The organism is Pseudomonas capeferrum (assembly GCF_000731675.1).
GTDB classification, from domain to species: domain Bacteria; phylum Pseudomonadota; class Gammaproteobacteria; order Pseudomonadales; family Pseudomonadaceae; genus Aquipseudomonas; species Aquipseudomonas capeferrum.
Window position 1 is genome coordinate 1 of the sequence record NZ_JMIT01000001.1, and the last position, 18,020, is coordinate 18,020.

The 18,020-nt window shown below is 61.0% G+C and carries 13 protein-coding genes, 2 rRNA genes and 1 pseudogene; 10 read left to right on the forward strand and 6 right to left on the reverse strand.

Translation table 11 applies throughout. The annotated features are described in order from the left end of the window. Window positions 1–176: 176 nt before the first annotated feature. The 3 genes from PC358_RS00005 (at window position 177) to PC358_RS00015 (ending at window position 5,302) form a co-directional block, all read left to right on the forward strand. A 23S ribosomal RNA gene (locus tag PC358_RS00005) occupies window positions 177–3,069 on the forward strand. Window positions 3,070–3,202: 133 nt separating this feature from the next. Continuing rightward, window positions 3,203–3,318, forward strand: a 5S ribosomal RNA gene (rrf, locus tag PC358_RS00010). A 169-nt stretch (window positions 3,319–3,487) separates the two neighbouring features. Continuing rightward, a complete protein-coding gene (locus PC358_RS00015) occupies window positions 3,488–5,302 on the forward strand; it encodes an ABC transporter ATP-binding protein/permease (RefSeq protein ID WP_033696665.1) in 1,815 nt (604 codons plus the stop codon). A 34-nt stretch (window positions 5,303–5,336) separates the two neighbouring features. On the opposite strand, the gene PC358_RS00020 is transcribed toward PC358_RS00015, so the two are convergent. Further along, window positions 5,337–6,041, reverse strand: a complete 705-nt coding sequence (locus PC358_RS00020; RefSeq protein WP_033696666.1) for an SOS response-associated peptidase family protein — start codon at window positions 6,039–6,041, stop codon at window positions 5,337–5,339. 100 nt (window positions 6,042–6,141) lie between these two features. On the opposite strand from PC358_RS00020, the gene PC358_RS00025 reads away from it, so the two are divergent. After that, a complete protein-coding gene (locus PC358_RS00025) occupies window positions 6,142–6,570 on the forward strand; it encodes a LexA family protein (protein WP_033696667.1) in 429 nt (142 codons plus the stop codon). Between the two features lie 259 nt (window positions 6,571–6,829). Further along, window positions 6,830–8,128 (forward strand): Y-family DNA polymerase, encoded by a 1,299-nt coding sequence (locus tag PC358_RS00030; RefSeq protein ID WP_033696668.1) that lies wholly within the window; start codon window positions 6,830–6,832, stop codon window positions 8,126–8,128. A gap of 61 nt (window positions 8,129–8,189) precedes the next feature. Here PC358_RS00030 and PC358_RS28330 read toward each other — a convergent pair. Further along, window positions 8,190–8,390, reverse strand: a pseudogene (locus PC358_RS28330) (ArsB/NhaD family transporter); the annotation flags it as partial. Between the two features lie 206 nt (window positions 8,391–8,596). Here PC358_RS28330 and PC358_RS00040 point away from each other — a divergent pair. From PC358_RS00040 to PC358_RS00055, 4 genes are all read left to right on the forward strand, one after another. Then, complete coding sequence (locus tag PC358_RS00040) at window positions 8,597–10,837, forward strand: TonB-dependent siderophore receptor (RefSeq protein WP_033696670.1); 2,241 nt, start codon at window positions 8,597–8,599, stop codon at window positions 10,835–10,837. Window positions 10,838–10,949: 112 nt separating this feature from the next. Further along, entirely contained in the window at window positions 10,950–11,237 is a 288-nt protein-coding gene (locus tag PC358_RS00045) for a hypothetical protein (protein WP_033696671.1), read from the forward strand. After that, window positions 11,234–12,754 carry a PepSY-associated TM helix domain-containing protein gene (locus tag PC358_RS00050; RefSeq protein ID WP_033696672.1) on the forward strand — a complete coding sequence of 507 codons (1,521 nt, stop codon included), beginning with the start codon at window positions 11,234–11,236 and terminating at the stop codon, window positions 12,752–12,754. The genes PC358_RS00045 and PC358_RS00050 overlap by 4 nt, the downstream gene beginning before the upstream one ends. Continuing rightward, window positions 12,751–13,083, forward strand: coding sequence for a DUF3325 domain-containing protein (locus PC358_RS00055; protein WP_033696673.1), 333 nt, complete (start codon window positions 12,751–12,753; stop codon window positions 13,081–13,083). The genes PC358_RS00050 and PC358_RS00055 overlap by 4 nt, the downstream gene beginning before the upstream one ends. Before the next feature lie 20 nt (window positions 13,084–13,103). On the opposite strand, the gene PC358_RS00060 is transcribed toward PC358_RS00055, so the two are convergent. Both PC358_RS00060 and PC358_RS00065 read right to left on the reverse strand, forming a co-directional pair. After that, a complete protein-coding gene (locus PC358_RS00060; protein WP_033696674.1) occupies window positions 13,104–13,619 on the reverse strand; it encodes a DUF4880 domain-containing protein in 516 nt (171 codons plus the stop codon). Between the two features lie 433 nt (window positions 13,620–14,052). Continuing rightward, window positions 14,053–14,364, reverse strand: coding sequence for a DUF6124 family protein (locus tag PC358_RS00065; protein ID WP_033696675.1), 312 nt, complete (start codon window positions 14,362–14,364; stop codon window positions 14,053–14,055). Window positions 14,365–14,452: 88 nt separating this feature from the next. Between PC358_RS00065 and PC358_RS00070 the strand changes: the two genes are divergently transcribed. Further along, the gene (locus tag PC358_RS00070) at window positions 14,453–15,160 is read left to right on the forward strand and encodes a LexA family transcriptional regulator (RefSeq protein ID WP_033696676.1); all 708 of its coding nucleotides are present in this window, start codon (window positions 14,453–14,455) and stop codon (window positions 15,158–15,160) included. Between the two features lie 93 nt (window positions 15,161–15,253). Here PC358_RS00070 and PC358_RS00075 read toward each other — a convergent pair whose 3' ends face one another. Both PC358_RS00075 and PC358_RS00080 read right to left on the reverse strand, forming a co-directional pair. After that, a complete protein-coding gene (locus PC358_RS00075) occupies window positions 15,254–17,206 on the reverse strand; it encodes an acetyl/propionyl/methylcrotonyl-CoA carboxylase subunit alpha (protein WP_033696677.1) in 1,953 nt (650 codons plus the stop codon). Then, a complete protein-coding gene (locus tag PC358_RS00080; RefSeq protein WP_033696678.1) occupies window positions 17,203–18,018 on the reverse strand; it encodes a gamma-carboxygeranoyl-CoA hydratase in 816 nt (271 codons plus the stop codon). The genes PC358_RS00075 and PC358_RS00080 overlap by 4 nt, the downstream gene beginning before the upstream one ends. Between the last annotated feature and the right edge of the window lie 2 nt (window positions 18,019–18,020).

The following is an 18,020-nucleotide window of genomic DNA, read 5'->3' on the forward strand; positions in this document are numbered from 1 at the left end:
CTTTTGTCAGATCGTTCTTTAAAAATTCGGATATGTGATAGAAATAGACTGAACACTACTTTCACTGGTAGTGGATCAGGCTAAGGTAAAATTTGTGATGTGCTCTTAACTGAGCAGCATGCGAATTTTCGGCGAATGTCGTCTTCACAGTATAACCAGATTGCTTGGGGTTATATGGTCAAGTGAAGAAGCGCATACGGTGGATGCCTTGGCAGTCAGAGGCGATGAAAGACGTGGTAGCCTGCGATAAGCTTTGGGGAGTCGGCAAACAGACTGTGATCCAGAGATCTCTGAATGGGGGAACCCACTCAGCATAAGCTGAGTATCTTGTACTGAATACATAGGTGCAAGAGGCGAACCAGGGGAACTGAAACATCTAAGTACCCTGAGGAAAAGAAATCAACCGAGATTCCCTTAGTAGTGGCGAGCGAACGGGGACCAGCCCTTAAGTTGGTTTGAGATTAGTGGAACGCTCTGGAAAGTGCGGCCATAGTGGGTGATAGCCCCGTACACGAAAATCTCTTATCAATGAAATCGAGTAGGACGGAGCACGAGAAACTTTGTCTGAATATGGGGGGACCATCCTCCAAGGCTAAATACTACTGACTGACCGATAGTGAACTAGTACCGTGAGGGAAAGGCGAAAAGAACCCCGGAGAGGGGAGTGAAATAGATCCTGAAACCGTATGCGTACAAGCAGTGGGAGCCTACTTTGTTAGGTGACTGCGTACCTTTTGTATAATGGGTCAGCGACTTATATTCAGTGGCGAGCTTAACCGAATAGGGGAGGCGTAGCGAAAGCGAGTCTTAATAGGGCGTTTAGTCGCTGGGTATAGACCCGAAACCGGGCGATCTATCCATGGGCAGGTTGAAGGTTAGGTAACACTGACTGGAGGACCGAACCGACTACCGTTGAAAAGTTAGCGGATGACCTGTGGATCGGAGTGAAAGGCTAATCAAGCTCGGAGATAGCTGGTTCTCCTCGAAAGCTATTTAGGTAGCGCCTCATGTATCACTGTAGGGGGTAGAGCACTGTTTCGGCTAGGGGGTCATCCCGACTTACCAAACCGATGCAAACTCCGAATACCTACAAGTGCCGAGCATGGGAGACACACGGCGGGTGCTAACGTCCGTCGTGAAAAGGGAAACAACCCAGACCGTCAGCTAAGGTCCCAAAGTCATGGTTAAGTGGGAAACGATGTGGGAAGGCTTAGACAGCTAGGAGGTTGGCTTAGAAGCAGCCACCCTTTAAAGAAAGCGTAATAGCTCACTAGTCGAGTCGGCCTGCGCGGAAGATGTAACGGGGCTCAAACCATGCACCGAAGCTACGGGTATCACCTTTTGGTGATGCGGTAGAGGAGCGTTCTGTAAGCCTGTGAAGGTGAGTTGAGAAGCTTGCTGGAGGTATCAGAAGTGCGAATGCTGACATGAGTAACGACAATGGGAGTGAAAAACTCCCACGCCGAAAGACCAAGGTTTCCTGCGCAACGTTAATCGACGCAGGGTTAGTCGGTCCCTAAGGCGAGGCTGAAAAGCGTAGTCGATGGAAAACAGGTTAATATTCCTGTACTTGCAGTTATTGCGATGGAGGGACGGAGAAGGCTAGGCCAGCTTGGCGTTGGTTGTCCAAGTTTAAGGTGGTAGGCTGAAATCTTAGGCAAATCCGGGATTTCAAGGCCGAGAGCTGATGACGAGTTGCCTTTAGGCGACGAAGTGGTTGATGCCATGCTTCCAAGAAAAGCTCCTAAGCTTCAGATAACTGGGAACCGTACCCCAAACCGACACAGGTGGTTAGGTAGAGAATACCAAGGCGCTTGAGAGAACTCGGGTGAAGGAACTAGGCAAAATGGCACCGTAACTTCGGGAGAAGGTGCGCCGGCGAGGGTTAAGGACTTGCTCCGTAAGCCCATGCCGGTCGAAGATACCAGGCCGCTGCGACTGTTTATTAAAAACACAGCACTCTGCAAACACGAAAGTGGACGTATAGGGTGTGACGCCTGCCCGGTGCCGGAAGGTTAATTGATGGGGTTAGCGCAAGCGAAGCTCTTGATCGAAGCCCCGGTAAACGGCGGCCGTAACTATAACGGTCCTAAGGTAGCGAAATTCCTTGTCGGGTAAGTTCCGACCTGCACGAATGGCGTAACGATGGCGGCGCTGTCTCCACCCGAGACTCAGTGAAATTGAAATCGCTGTGAAGATGCAGTGTATCCGCGGCTAGACGGAAAGACCCCGTGAACCTTTACTATAGCTTTGCACTGGACTTTGAATTTGCTTGTGTAGGATAGGTGGGAGGCTTTGAAGTGGGGACGCCAGTTCTCATGGAGCCATCCTTGAAATACCACCCTGGCAACTTTGAGGTTCTAACTCAGGTCCGTTATCCGGATCGAGGACAGTGTATGGTGGGTAGTTTGACTGGGGCGGTCTCCTCCCAAAGAGTAACGGAGGAGTACGAAGGTGCGCTCAGACCGGTCGGAAATCGGTCGTAGAGTATAAAGGCAAAAGCGCGCTTGACTGCGAGACAAACACGTCGAGCAGGTACGAAAGTAGGTCTTAGTGATCCGGTGGTTCTGTATGGAAGGGCCATCGCTCAACGGATAAAAGGTACTCCGGGGATAACAGGCTGATACCGCCCAAGAGTTCATATCGACGGCGGTGTTTGGCACCTCGATGTCGGCTCATCACATCCTGGGGCTGAAGCCGGTCCCAAGGGNATGGCTGTTCGCCATTTAAAGTGGTACGCGAGCTGGGTTTAGAACGTCGTGAGACAGTTCGGTCCCTATCTGCCGTGGACGTTTGAGATTTGAGAGGGGCTGCTCCTAGTACGAGAGGACCGGAGTGGACGAACCTCTGGTGTTCCGGTTGTCACGCCAGTGGCATTGCCGGGTAGCTATGTTCGGAAGAGATAACCGCTGAAAGCATCTAAGCGGGAAACTTGCCTCAAGATGAGATCTCACTGGGATCTAGAATCCCCTAAAGGGCCGTCGAAGACTACGACGTTGATAGGTTGGGTGTGTAAGCGCTGTGAGGCGTTGAGCTAACCAATACTAATTGCCCGTGAGGCTTGACCATATAACACCCAAGCAATTTGCTCCTGCAGATTGCGGTGGTGAAGACGCACGAACCGAAAGTTCGAATGTACATCACAACATCACATATCCGAATTCGCTAGGCTGTCCATCTGGACGTTCTGGCAACAGAATTTCTTGACGACCATAGAGCATTGGAACCACCTGATCCCATCCCGAACTCAGTAGTGAAACGATGCATCGCCGATGGTAGTGTGGGGTCTCCCCATGTGAGAGTAGGTCATCGTCAAGATTCATTTCGCAAAACCCCTATCTGCGCGAGCAGGTAGGGGTTTTGTCTTTTCCGGCTTGCACTCTCTATCGCGCTGCCGGGCCCCCGACAATGAAATCTGCGTCATCTATGCCTGATTAATCGCGGGGTAGTGCTACCCTCGCGGAAATACTCAGCATGGATACCCATCATGGAAATGAACTGGCACCAGGCCCTGCAAGAGAGTCTGAGCTGGCTTGCAATTGCCTCGTTCATCACCTTGGTCTGCTTCACCGCAGCCGCCACACTGGCAGTACGTTATACCCGCTGGGGCAGCCAGTTCTGGCAGCTTGCCGGGGCATATTTCAGCTTCAGGCGCAGCTGGCGGCCTTTGTTGGTGTTTGCCTTGCTACTGGTGCTGACACTGTTCTCGGTGCGCCTGAACGTGCTGTTCTCATTCTGGTACAACGGGTTCTACAGTGCCCTGCAAGGCCTCGACCAGAATGCCTTCTGGTACCTGCTTGGGGTATTTGCGGTGCTGGCGACCATTCACGTATTGCGCTCGCTGTTCACGTTCTACGTGACACAGGCTTTCAGCATTCAATGGCGAGTCTGGCTCACCGAGCGCTTGACCCGCGACTGGATGCATGGCGATGCCTATTACCGTAGTCAGTTCCTCGCTGAGCCGGTAGATAACCCTGACCAACGTATCGAGCTGGACGTAAACGCGTTCGTCACCAACTCGGTGTCGCTTGCGCTCGGCGCGGTCAGCGCGCTGGTCTCGCTGGTAGCCTTCACTGGCATCCTCTGGGGGTTGTCGGCGCCGCTTGAAGTGGCGGGGTACGAGGTACCACGGGCGATGGTCTTTGCCGTGTACCTGTATGTGATCGTCGCCACCTGGATCGCCTTTCGTCTCGGGCGCCCGCTGATTCGCCTGAACTTCCTCAACGAAAAACTCACCGCCAACTTCCGTTACGCCCTGATGCGTCTGCGCGAAAATGCCGAGAACATTGCCTTCTACCAGGGCGCGGATGTCGAGCGGGGTACGTTGTTGGGCCGCTTTGGCGCATTGATCGTCAACGCGTGGGCATTGGTCTTCCGAAACCTCAAGTTCAGCGGCTTCAACCTGGGCATCAGCCAGGTCGCGGTGGTGTTCCCGTTCATCCTCCAGGCGCCGCGCTTCTTCAGTGGCGCGATCAAGCTGGGTGACGTCATGCAGACCTCCCAGGCATTTGGCCAAGTGCAGGATTCGTTGTCTTTCTTCCGTGAGTCCTACGATGCGTTTGCCCAATACCGTGCCACCCTCGATCGTTTGACCGGCTTCCTGGATGCCAACGAGCAGGCCAGTTCACTGCCGCGCGTCAACACCGAGGAACAGGCGCACGCCCTGGATATCACCCGTTTGCAGGTGCTTCGCCCCGATGGCCATCACCTGATCGCCGACCTCGCCCTGAGCCTGCGTGCCGGTCAGGCGCTGTTGATCAAAGGGCCGTCGGGTAGCGGCAAAACCACCTTGTTGCGCGCCCTGGCGGGCCTCTGGCCATACGCCGAAGGTGAGGTGAAACGGCCTACGGGGCATCAGGCGTTGTTCCTGTCGCAGCGGCCCTACCTGCCGTTGGGTGACCTGCGCACCATCATCGCCTACCCCTCGGCCAGCGTGCCCGAGGACGAAGCGCGCATGCAGCAGGCTTTGCGCCAAGTCAACCTGGCCCACCTTGCCGAGCGCCTAGATGTCAGTTGTGACTGGTCGCACATACTCTCGGTCGGTGAACAGCAACGCCTGGCGTTTGCCCGCGTGCTGTTCAACCAGCCCCAGGTGGTGTTTCTCGACGAGTCCACCTCGGCAATGGATGAAGGGCTGGAGCATGCGCTGTATGCGCTGTTGCGCAGCGAAATGCCAGACACCTTGCTGGTCAGTGTCGGCCACCGCAGTACCTTGGCGGCGTTCCACACCCACCGCCTGGAAGTGGATGGGCATGGGGGGTGGTCAGTACAGGAGCAGCACCCGGCGCAGGTTCCGGTTTAGCGACATTGCACACGCGGATAACGGCAAGACGACGTCAGGGCTGGTGCTCGGTATGCTGCATCACGATCAACTCGGCACCGTCGTTGCGCACATTCCCTACGTCCTTGCCCACCGCAAACCACTCGAACGCCTCCACCGGCAGGCATCGCTCCCGCGCCAGGCGTTCGGCTTGTGCGGCTGGCACATCAGCGTCAATCCACGCGCGCGCGTCCGCCGGCCCCAGCACCAGAGGCCGGCGGTCATGGATGTCGACCATTCCCTCATCACTGGCGGCGGTGATGATCACGAAGCCATCGCCCTCGTTGGGCGCCAGCCCCGTGTGCACTTCGGCCAACGCGGCCATGAACATCGGCGCGCGGCTTTTCAGGCGGATGTAATAGGGCTGCTTGCGCTTGGCATCGTGCGGGTCGGCCACCCATTCGTACCAACCATCCGCCATTACCAAGGCCCGCCCCTGAGGCCACAGGGCCTTGAAGAACTTGCCGGTGGTCACTGTCTCGACCCGCGCATTGATGGGGGCCGGGTGTTTGCGAGTGGCCCAGAAAGGTGCCCAGCCCCAGTGGCAAGGGTCGATGCGCAGGCCGTGCTCGGCATTGTGCAGGATCAGCACCCGGCTGCCGGGGGCAACGTTGTAGCGTCCGATTGGCAGGTTGTCGTAGCCGCTGATTACGTCCTGTTCGGCGTCCAGTTCACGCAGGTAATCGGCCAGGCCCTGATATTGAGCGAAGCGTCCGCACATGGCATGTACCCCCACTTGTCGAAATTTCCTACGCCGAAATTGACCTGATACTCAGCAGGTCGATACTGTATCTATATACAGTTAATTTCAAGGTCGTACCATGACATCCATCCTGGGCCCCATCACCTGCGGTAGCGGTGTTGTTCCACGTTATCTGTTCCGTATCCCGGCAGGCTTTCCGTCACCGGCGGCGGATCACATGGAGCAGCCCATCTCGCTGGACGAACTGTTCAACCTGCGCGCCCCGCACATGTATCTGGTCAGGATAGACGGCGACAGCATGCAGGGCGCCGGGATCTTCGACGGCGACCTGGTGCTGGTCGACCGCTCCCTCGAAGCGCGGCATGGCCAGATCGTGATCGCTGCGGTCAATGGCGAGCCGCTGTGCAAGCGGCTGCACCGCATTGGCGGGCAGGTGGCGTTGCGCTCGGAGAATCCGCGTTACCCGCCGAGGTACATCCTCGAAGGCGACGAGTTGACGATCTGGGGCGTGGTGACGTTCAGCGTCCGCAGCCATGACCTGAAATAGCGGCGCAGCCCGTTCAGCGCAGCAGGCGAAGCCCTGCAAAGGTAGCCCCGGCGCACACTGCGTGGGATCTTCGGCAAGGCCTTGGCGGGTGGCCATGTGCTGGGGTTTCTCGACGCTGCGCATCGCTGGCCTCGGCCTTGTGGTTACGTTCGAAACTGTAGGAGCCCTGGCCCAAGATGCAAATCGGATGAGCGGGTAGCAGCATCCGCGCAGCGGTGTGTTTAACTGTATATAAATACAGTATTCGTGTTGCCGCCCGATGAATCCTGCTCCCGTTTTCGCCCTGATCGATTGCAACAGCTTCTACGCCAGTTGCGAGCGTGTGTTCCGCCCCGATCTGTTGCGCACACCCATCGTCGTGTTGAGCAACAACGACGGCTGCATCATCGCCCGCAGCGCCGAGGCCAAGCAGTGGGTGAAGATGGGCCAGCCGTATTATCAGGTGAAGGAGCTGCTGCACCGCCATGGCGTCGTGGCTTTTTCATCCAACTACGCGCTGTACGGCGACATGAGCCAGCGCGTAATGACGGTAATCGAAGGCATGGTCCCGGCACTGGAGGTGTATTCCATCGACGAAGCCTTCGCGGACCTGGCCGGCGTGCCTGGCGACCTCGACTACCTTGGCCGTTGCATTCGCGAGCGGGTGCTCAAGCACACCGGCATTCCTGTGGGCGTTGGCATCGCCGGCACCAAGACCCTGGCCAAGCTGGCCAACCATGCGGCCAAGCGCTGGGCGGTGCACAGCGGCGGGGTGGTCGACCTGCGGGTTGCGTCGCATCGTGAGTGGGTGCTGAAAAAGTGCGACGTGTCCGAGGTCTGGGGCATCGGCAAGCGCCTCACCGCGCACCTGCAGGGCTTGGGCATCCGCACGGCCTGGGACCTGTCCCGCGCCGAGCCGGGCTTGTTGCGCAAGACCTTCAGCGTGGTGGTGGAAAAGACCGCGCGCGAACTGGCCGGCACGCCGTGCCTGCAACTGCAGGACATCGATCCGCCACGCCAGGAAATCTGTTGCAGCCGTATGTTCGGCCAGCGCCTGACCGAACTGGCGCCCATCAAGGAAGCAGTGGCCACCTACGTGATGCGCGCCTCGGAGAAGCTGCGTGGCCAGGGTTCACTGGCGAGCAAGATGCGTGTCAGCATCCGTACCGGCATGTTCAACCCGGACGAAGCCAAGTATGCCAATGGCGTGGTGGTGCAGTTGCCATACCCTACCGATGACGTGCGGCTGCTCACGCGCATGGCCCTGGAGGCGGTGGGCCGGGTGTATCGGCAGGGCTTTCGCTACAGCAAGGCAGAGGTGTTGCTGTTGCAGTTGTGCCGGCGCGGGGAGTTCACCGGCGACTTGTTTACGCCGTCGCAGACGCTGCAGACGGAGCGGGTGATGAGCGTGATCGACGGTGTGAATGCGCGCTGGGGCAGGGGCACGCTGCGCAGTGCGGCGGTGCCGGCGGCGGCGCAATGGGCGATGCGGCGTGAGTTGATGAGCGCAGGCTTTACCACGCAGGTGGATGGGTTGTGGCGGGTAAACCGCGCGCCCACAGAGCGCCGGTGCACCTAAATACTCAAGCGCACCGCCAACGCCGCCAATGTCACCAGCAACACCGGACCGTCAGCAGTACCCCGACCTTGAAGTAATCCCCCCAGCCAATGCTGACCCCTTTGCGCGCCAGCACATGCAGCCCCAGGTTCGACACCACCAGCGGCAGGCTGGCGGTGTCGGCGATGAAACCTGCGCCCATCACGAAGGCCAGAGTCGCGGCAGGCGAGAAGCGCAGCGCCAGCAGCATCGACATGACGAGGTCTCGATGGGCCAAAGAGGCCGCCACAGAGTAGGGCAAGCTCGGGCGTTTCAGCAAAGTTCCGTTACAAACATGTAAGTTTCGTAAATAAGATTTAAACTCATTTGAGAATCACTATATTTACCACCCCTATTGACCTCCACATTGTGTTTGCGAGGGCGGTGGGCGAGGGCTCTCCGGCCTGGCAAGGATGTGCCTTTCGCTCATGAACCGCAGGAGATGTACCGATGCAATCCAGAACCTCACCCAACAGCCTGGCCCTGGCGTTCGTCGCGCTGGCCTCGCCGGCCATGGTCGCGACCGCAGCCCACGCCGAAGAGCAACGCACGGGTGAAGTGCTGGAAGTACCGGCTGCTGAAAATACCCTGGTCATCCAGGACACCCTCGTCACCGCCGAGCGCGAGGCGCGGCAGGCACTGGGTTCGTCGATCATCACCGAAGAAGACATCAAGCGTCACCCTCCGAGCAATGACCTGTCCGAGCTGATCCGTCGCGAGCCCGGGGTCAACCTGACCGGCAACAGCGCCAGCGGTGCGCGCGGCAACAACCGGCAGATCGACCTGCGCGGCATGGGGCCGGAAAACACCTTGATCCTCATCGACGGCAAGCCTTCCAGCGCCCGTAACGCCGTGCGCTACGGCTGGAACGGCGACCGTGACACCCGTGGCGAAACCAACTGGGTGCCGGCTGAAGCGGTCGAGCGCATCGAGATCCTGCGCGGGCCGGCGGCGGCGCGTTACGGCTCCGGCGCCATGGGTGGGGTGGTCAACATCATCACCAAGCGCCCGACCGATGAGCTCAAGGGCAGCGTCAGCCTGTACACGCAGATGCCCGAAGACAGCGCTGAGGGTGCCAGCCGCCGCGCCAACTTCAACCTGGGCGGCGGGCTCACCGAAAACCTTGGGTTCCGCCTGTACGGTGGCCTGGCCAAGACCGATGCCGACGACCTGGACATCAACGCCAGCCATGCCAACAGTGCGTTGTCGGCTGGCCGCGAAGGCGTGCGCAACAAGGACATCAACGGCCTGTTGAGCTGGAAGCTCAACGATGAGCACCGCCTCGAAGCCAGCGCCGGCTACAGCCGCCAAGGCAACCTCTACGCCGGCGACACCATGAACAGCAACGGTGGCAGCAATGTCGAGCTGATCTCCAGCCTGTATGGCCACGAGACCAACGTGATGCAACGCAACACCTACGACCTGACCCACCTGGGCGACTTCACCTGGGGCACCAGCAAGACCACCCTGGCCTATGAATACGTGCGCAACTGGCGCCTCAACGAAGGCCTGGCCGGTGGCCCGGAAGGCGCGATCAACGACAGCGGCGCGGCCATGTCGCGGCTGCGCAATACACGCCTGAGCAGTGAAGTGAACCTGCCGTTCGCGATGGGCAGCACCGAACATGTGCTGACCCTGGGGGGGGAGTACCTGTACGAGTCGCTGAACGATCAGGGCTCGTTCCGCCCGCAGAGTTTCGACCCGAGCGGCGGTGGCAACGACGCGATCAGCGGCTTCGATCGCAGCAACTCGAAGATGACCGCCAAGAGCTACGCGCTGTTCGTCGAAGACAACATCATTGTTGGCGACACCACCGTCACCCCGGGCCTGCGCTTCGACCACCACGAAACCTTCGGCGACAACTTCAGCCCTAGCCTGAACCTGTCGCACAAGCTGACCGAGGCGCTGTCGCTCAAGGGCGGTATCGCCCGGGCCTACAAGGTGCCGAACCTGTACCAGTCCAACCCCAATTACCTGCTCTACAGCCGGGGTAACGGTTGCAGCGTGCAGCAAACCAACTCCGGTGGCTGCTACCTGCAGGGCAACGCCGACCTCAAGCCCGAGATCAGCGTCAACAAGGAGATCGGCCTGCTGTACGACCGTGGCACCTGGCGTACCAGCGCGACCTACTTCCGCAACGACTACAAGAACAAGATCATCGGTGACACCGATGTGCTCTACACCATCAACAGCGGCCGTCGCGTGACCCAGTGGGAGAACGCCGGCGAGGCGCGCGTGGAAGGTATCGAGGGCAACTTCTTCATCGAGCTGACCCCGACCCTGGACTGGAACACCAACCTGACCTGGATGCTCGACAACGACAGCCGCGAGACTGGCGAACCGCTGTCGGTGATCCCGGAATACACGGTCAATACCACCCTCGACTGGCGCGCCACCGACAAGCTGTCGTTCCAGGTCGCGGGTACGTACTTCGGCAAGCAGAAATCGCCGACCTACAACTACCGCACCCAGGAAAGCTACGACCAGGATGCGCAGCAGGATGTGGAAGCCTACGGCCTGGTGGACGTGAGCACGGGCTACAAATTCAACGCCAACTATGACGTGCGGGTGGGGGTGAACAACGTGTTCGACAAACAGATCCTGCGCGGTGGCAATGCCAGCAGCTCGGGGGCCAATACCTATAACCAACCGGGTCGGGCGGTGTTTGCCTCGTTGAACATCACCTTCTGACCCCTGGGGCCGCTGTGCGGCCCTTTGCGATCGGTCGGCGCGAAGCAAGGCCGCTCCTGTACGCAGGCGCGGCCTTGCTTCGCGCCCCATCATGACCTTTGAGGGACACCCGATGATCCAAGCCCCCGCCTGGCTGCAGATCCTCTCCCGCAGCGCGGCCGCACTGTTTGGCGGCTACGCGCTCAGCTACGCCGCCAGTGCCTGCCTGGCCCGGTTGTTGCCGCTTTCAGCCGCCGATGCAGTCATTGTCGCGACCCTGCCAGCGTTCGTCTTCTACACCGGCGCAATCCTCTGGGCCTTTGCCAGCCGTGATGCCGTGCGCGCCTGGGCACCCTTGGCCCTCGCCGCACCGCTGGCATTGCTCGGCTTCTGGCCGCAGGCATTGGGGTGGCTGGCATGAAGAATACCTTCACACAATCGATGGCCTGGCTGCATACCTGGGCCGGGCTGATCTTCGGCTGGCTGTTGTTCGCCATCTTCGTCACCGGCACCCTGGCGGTGTTCGACAAGGAACTCGACCACTGGATGCAGCCAGAGGTCCCGGCTACCGAGGTTTCCCAGGCCGATGCCGCGCGACGGGCCGTTGCCTACCTGCAGGCCCATGAACCGCAGGCCGGCAACTGGGGCATCAGCCTGCCGACCGAACGCTCGCCGGGGTTGCGCGTATCCACCGGCGACCGTCGCCATGGCGGTGGCGTGCAGCTCGACCCGCGAACCGGCGAGGCCATCGAGGTGCGTGACAGCGTTGGCGGCAACTTCTTTTTCCGCTTCCATTTCACCCTCGACCTGCCGCGCAACTGGGGCATTTTCGTGGTTGGTGCGTTGGCGCTGGTGATGCTGGCCGCATTGGTCACCGGCATCGTGATCCACAAGAAAATCTTCAAAGAGTTCTTCACCTTCCGGCCCAACAAGGGCCAACGTTCGTGGCTGGACTTTCACAATGCCAGCGCTGTGCTGTTGCTACCGTTCCACCTGATGATCACCTATACCGGGCTGGTGATCTTCATGCTCATCTACATCCCGGCAGGGGTCGATGCGCTGTTCGAAGGCGACAGCCGCGCCTACTTCAATGCCCAGGGCAATGCCCGCCTGGAGCAGCCTCGGCAGCTGGCCAGGCAGCCGGGCCAACTGGTCGATGTAGCACCCTTGCTGGCCCAGGCCGAGGCTCGGCTGGGGCCGCTGGGCGGCCTCAACATCCGCAACCCCAACACGGCCGGTGCGCGCATCGAAATCCGCCCCGAGCTGGGCAACCGCATCGCCCTCGCCAAAGGCCAGGCCATGGTCTTCGATGGCGTCAGTGGCGAGCTGCTCAGCGATGTACCGCAATGGCGCGCGGCCCCCCTGACCCAGCGGGTGATGGTCGGCCTGCACTTCGCGCAGTTTGGCGGTTACCCGATGCGCTGGTTGTACTTCATCTGTGGGCTGGTCAGTTGCGTGATGATCGCCAGTGGGTTGGTGCTGTTCTGCGTCAAGCGTGGGCGCAAGTATGGCAACGGCACGGCCCAGGCTTCGGCGCGGCGCTGGTACCGGGTGGCCGAAGTGTGCAATGTCGGTTTCATCAGCGGCTTGCTGCTGGCCTGCGTGGCCCTGCTGTGGGCCAGCCGCGTACTGCCGGTCGAGCTGGCGCAACGGGAAAGCTGGGAAGTGCGTACGTTCTTCGGTGTGTGGGTGTTGGCGCTGTTGCATGCAGGCGTCAGGCCGGCCCGGCGGGCTTGGGTCGAGCAACTGCTGCTGGTGGCCGTGCTGTGCATCGGCTTGGGCGCACTGGGCGGCGTGGGGGATGCGATGCGCGTGGGGGTGGTACTCAGTGCCTTGGTGATGGGCGTTTTGCTGGGGCTGGTGGCGTGGCGGGTGGGCAAAGCGGTACCGGCGCCGATCCGGGCCAAAGCTGGGCGCAATGTGGAGGCTGGCGCATGATGATGTGGGTCACAGGTGGCGTGTTGTTCGCCTACGTCGGCATGCTCGGGCTGTGCCAAGGCCTGGAACGGCATTACAAGCAGGTATGGCAGCGGCCCTGCCCACGTGCGCTGCGTGTGGGGTTGCGCGGCGCGGGGTGGCTCGCGTTGCTGGTCAGCCTGCTGTTGTGCGCTCAAGCCTGGGGGTGGGCCATAGGGCCGGTGGCCTGGCTGGGCGCGATGTCGTTGTCGGGGATGCTGCTGGTGATGCTGCTGCCGTACTGGCCACGGCTGGCCGTTGGCTTGGCGGCGGTTGTGCCTGTGTGGGGGATGGTGCAGCTGTTTGGGTGATGCCCGTTACTGAGCAGGGGTCAGGCCCAAAAGCCAAACAGCAGCAACGCTGCAACGCCTAGGCCCATTGCAATCGAACACCCCCCCAACGACAGCGCCGCGCGCCCTTGGCGGTACCAACCGTCCTGGCCAAGTTGCCGGGCCGGGGCCAGCAGGCTGCGCCAGCGCAACTCGGTGTCGTGAAACGCCTGCAAGTTCGCCGGGTCGGCATCCAGCCAGCGGCGAAAGTCGATGCGCTCGCACGCGGTCACGTGGGGGCTCTGCAGGCGCACGTACCATTGCCCGGCAACGCTCGCCAGCACATCGAGGCGCGAACGGCCTGCCTGCAGCGCCTGGTTCATATGGCGCTCGATGCTGCTCAACGGCAAATCAAGCCGGGCAGAGAGGGTGGCGAAATCCAGTTGGTCAAGACGGTTGAGCAGGAACACTTGCTGGACGCGTCGGGGCAGGCGTTTCAGGGCATGCAGCAGGGCGTCTTCGGCAGCGTGCTCGGCAGTGGCGGTGGGGTGTTCAAGGGGCAGCAGCAGACGTGTCATGGACAGCTCCTTGCTCAAAAGGGGAGGTGTGGGGGCATCTTCCTTGATGCCTCATCAGCGTAGGTGAAACGAGATTGATTCTCAAGTGCTGATTCGGCAAAGTTTTGTAATGAGCGTTCACGGTCTGACACACTTTTGCTATCATGCCGGCCATTCACGATCTTCATTAGCCTGAAGAGCAAAAAAAAGACCCGGCAAAAAGCCGGGTCAAAAACCGTGATTAGCCTGATGAGGAGATAATCTGAGAGCGACCTAAGCTCCAGGTTATCCAGCAGATCTCGCGATCAGCTGAGTGCAATAATAATCGTTATCATTTGCCAGTCAAATGATTTTTCGCTAATTCGGTAAAATAGTTTTACCGATGCGCTTCCTTGTCCCGGCAATCGGGGCCTTTGCCGTTACCCGGCCATCACGTATCTCCCTTCCTTGTTACCTACAAACCCGTCTGCGCGGTGCGTTTGTGCTCCAGCAGTGCGCGCGCCATGTCCATCATGTGCATCAAGGCGAAGGTCAACTCGCGCTGGGTGCCTTGCTGATGGACAGCGGTTTCCTGCGCCGTGGCGGCGGCGCAGCGGAGCAGGGCGATGGCGTGCTCCTGGGCTTGCTCACCGCTTACGCCTTCGTGGAGCGTCCAGATCTTGTTCTCGGTACTGGGGCGCGTCGGGTTGGGGTTGAGGTAGTAGTCGAGGGCGCGGCGGGCCGCTTCGCTGTCGAGATCTGTTTCGTCGTTTTGCGGTGGTTTCATCCTGATACCTGCGAATGCCAATAGGGAAAGGGTTCAGGTCGATACTAATACCTAAAGTATTTTCACGCTTTCTGATAAATAATACTGAATGTTTATTGAGCGCCGGAAGGCAGTCCGTATCGTGCCAGCGATGAATATGGATAAATGGATTGCCCTCGTCCGTGACCGGATGGAGGAGCTAGGGCTTACTCAAGAGCAGCTTGCCGAGCGCGTTGGCGTGTCGCAAGGCAGCGTAGGGCATTGGGTGAACAAGCGGCGACAACCGAAGATCGAGTCGATGAACCGAACGTTCATCGAGCTTGGCATGCCTCATTACAATGTCAGCTTACGGCTGCGCATCGTGGGGCAGGTTGGCGAGGCGCGAGGCATCTATGATGTGGATGATGCCGACGACGACCTGGATCTCATGCAATACATCGTGTGTTTCCGCTACCCGGTACTGAGTTGGGATGAACTCGGTGCAGAGGCGCTGGCGGAGCCTGTTGCATACGAGCAGACGGACTACATGGCCCAGGGCAAGGCGTTCTGGCTGACCGTTGAAAACGATGCGATGAGTGCCGCCAGTGGCCGCAGTGTGCCGCAGGGCATGCGCATGCTGGTGGACCCAGGGGTGGAGGCTGAGCCGGGGCGCTTGGTCATCGCCCGCCAACCGGGCAAGCAGGCGATTTTCCGTGAGCTGGCCGAAGAGGGTGGCCAGCTGTACCTGAAGGCGCTGAACAGCAGCTACCCGGCACTGTTGTGCGAGGAGGGCTGCGTGTTTCTGGGCGTGGTCGTGCGGGTGCATGGGGCGTTTTGACTGCTGGTTTTTGTAGCGCCCATGTGATCGAGCGCCGCCCGCGCGGCACTCGATCGCATAGACACCCCAGGCCTCAAGCCGGCCCGCCTTGAATCATTCCACCAATTCGACCAGCACCGTCCCTTCGCTGACCATATCCCCTTCCTGACAGAACAGCGCCTTCACCGCCCCAGCATGCGGTGCGCGAATGCTGTGCTCCATCTTCATCGCCTCCAGTACCACCAGCGCGGTACCGGCCTCCACCACCTGCCCCGGCTCGACCAGCACCCGCACGATGCTGCCGTTCATGGGCGCGCCCAGGCCACCTTGGTGGCTATGGCTGGCCTCAGCCTCGGCAATCGGGTCGAAGGCTTCGATGGCGTGCATCTCGCCCTCCCAGCGCAGGTACAAGGTGCCACCGCGGCGTATCGCCAGGTGCTGACGGCGCACGCCTTCCTGGTCGTGCACCAGTTGCTCGCCATCGAGCTGCCAGGTAGAGGCCGCGCTGTGTTCCAGCGCCACTGCCTGGTCCTGCCCGGCACTGGCCAGATGCAGACAGCTACGCGCTGGCAGCCCCAGGCGCAGGCCGTTGCGCTCAGCCCACGGCGAACGGTTGTCGTCGTCCCGTTGCTGACCGGCCTGGCCCTGTAGCCAGGCTTCGGCGGCCGCCTCCCAGAAAGGTGCTGGCAGCGCTTGCGGGGCGGGCAGCAAAACATCCTGGTGACGCGGGATGAACCCGGTGTCGAGCTCGGCCTCGGCAAACGCCGGGTGGGCGAGAATGCGCCGCAGGAAGGCGATGTTGGTCTTCAACCCGCCGATGGCGAACTCGTCCAGCATCGCCAGCAAGCGCAGGCGAGCCTGTTCACGGTCCTCGCCCCAGGCAATCAGCTTGCCCAACATGGGGTCGTAGAACGGCGACACCTCGTCACCCTCGCTGACTCCGCTGTCCACCCGACGGCCTTCGCCCGGGGTCGACTCGCGGTACAGGGCCAGCTTGCCAGTGGCTGGCAGGAAGCCGTTGGCCGGGTCTTCGGCATACAGGCGCACCTCGATGGCATGGCCGATCAGCGGCACCTGTGCCTGCGTGATCGGCAATGCCTCGCCGCGCGCCACGCGGATTTGCCAGGCCACTAGATCAAGGCCGGTGATGGCTTCGGTAACCGGGTGTTCGACCTGCAGGCGGGTGTTCATCTCCATGAAGAAGAACTCGCCGCGGGCATCGAGCAGGAACTCCACCGTGCCCGCACCCACATAGCCGATGGCCTGAGCAGCGCGCACCGCGGCCTCGCCCATGGCCTGGCGCTGCGCGGGGGACAGGCCAGGGGCAGGGGCTTCTTCGACCACTTTCTGGTGGCGGCGCTGGATCGAGCAGTCACGTTCGTTGAGGTACAGGCAGTTGCCGTGCTGGTCGGCGAACACCTGGATTTCTACGTGGCGTGGCTTGAGTACGTACTTTTCCACCAGCATGCGAGCATCGCCAAACGACGATTGCGCCTCACGCTGCGCCGAGGCCAAGGCGTCGGCCAGTTGGCTTTCGTCCTCGACCACTTTCATGCCTTTGCCGCCACCACCGGCGCTGGCCTTGAGCAGCACCGGGTAGCCGATGCGTTCGGCGGCGGCACGGAAGGTGTCCAGGTCCTGGGCTTCACCGTGGTAGCCCGGCACCAGCGGCACGCCGGCCGCGTCCATCAGGGCCTTGGCCGCCGACTTGCTGCCCATCGCGTCGATGGCGCTGGCCGGTGGGCCGAGGAAGATCAGCCCGGCGTCTTCGATGGCGCGGGCAAAGCCTGCGTTTTCGGAAAGAAAGCCATAGCCCGGGTGGATGGCTTGGGCGCCGCTGGCCTTGGCCGCGGCAAGCAGTTTGTCCACCAGCAAGTAGCTTTCGGCGGCCTTGGTGCCGCCGAGGTCGACGCGGATATCGGCTTCGCGGCTGTGCCGTGCGTCACGGTCGGTGGCGCTGTGCACGGCAACGGTGGTCAGGCCCATGGCCTTGGCGGTGCGCATCACCCGGCAGGCAATCTCGCCGCGGTTGGCGACCAGCAGGGTGGTCAACGGGGTGCGGCTCATGGGCGCGGCTCCTTGTTATCGTCGGTTTGCCAGGCTGGGCGGCGCTTTTCGAGGAAGGCGCGCAGGCCCTCCTGACCTTCGGCGCTGACGCGGATGCGAGCGATGGTGTTCTCGCAGTAGCGGCGCAGGGCAGGGCTCAGCTCGCCGTCATCGACCTCGCGCAGCAGGTCTTTGCTGGCGCGCAGGGCTTGCGGGCTGTTGAGCAGCAGGTTGGCCACCCAGGCTTCGACCTGGGCATCCAATTCATGGGCCGGGTACACCTCGGCCAGCAGCCCCAGTTCACGGGCGCGCACGCCGCTGAAGCGTTCGGCGGTCAGGGCATAGCGGCGCGTGGCGCGCTCGCCGATGGCCTTGACCACGAACGGGCTGATGACCGCCGGGGCCAGGCCGATGCGCACTTCCGAAAGGCACAGCTGGGCGTCTTCGGCGCCGATGGCCATGTCGCAGCAACTGATCAGGCCCAACGCGCCACCAAAGGCCGCGCCTTGCACCACGGCCAGGGTCGGCGCCTTGAACCGGTGCAGGGTGTACATCAGCTCGCCCAGCTCGTGGGCGTCATCGAGGTTGGTGTTGAAGTCCAGTTGTGCCGACTGTTGCATCCAGGCCAGGTCGGCGCCGGCGCTGAAGTGCCGGCCACGGCCACGCAGCAGCAGAAAACGCAGGCTGCTGTCTTCGGCTAGCTGGCCGAGGGCGACGATCAGCTCGCGGATCATCTGGGCGTTGAAAGCGTTGTTCTTGTCTTCGCGGCTGAGCCACAGGGTGGCGAAGCCGCGAGGGTCGTTGACCACTTCAAGGGTGCTGAAATCGCTCATGG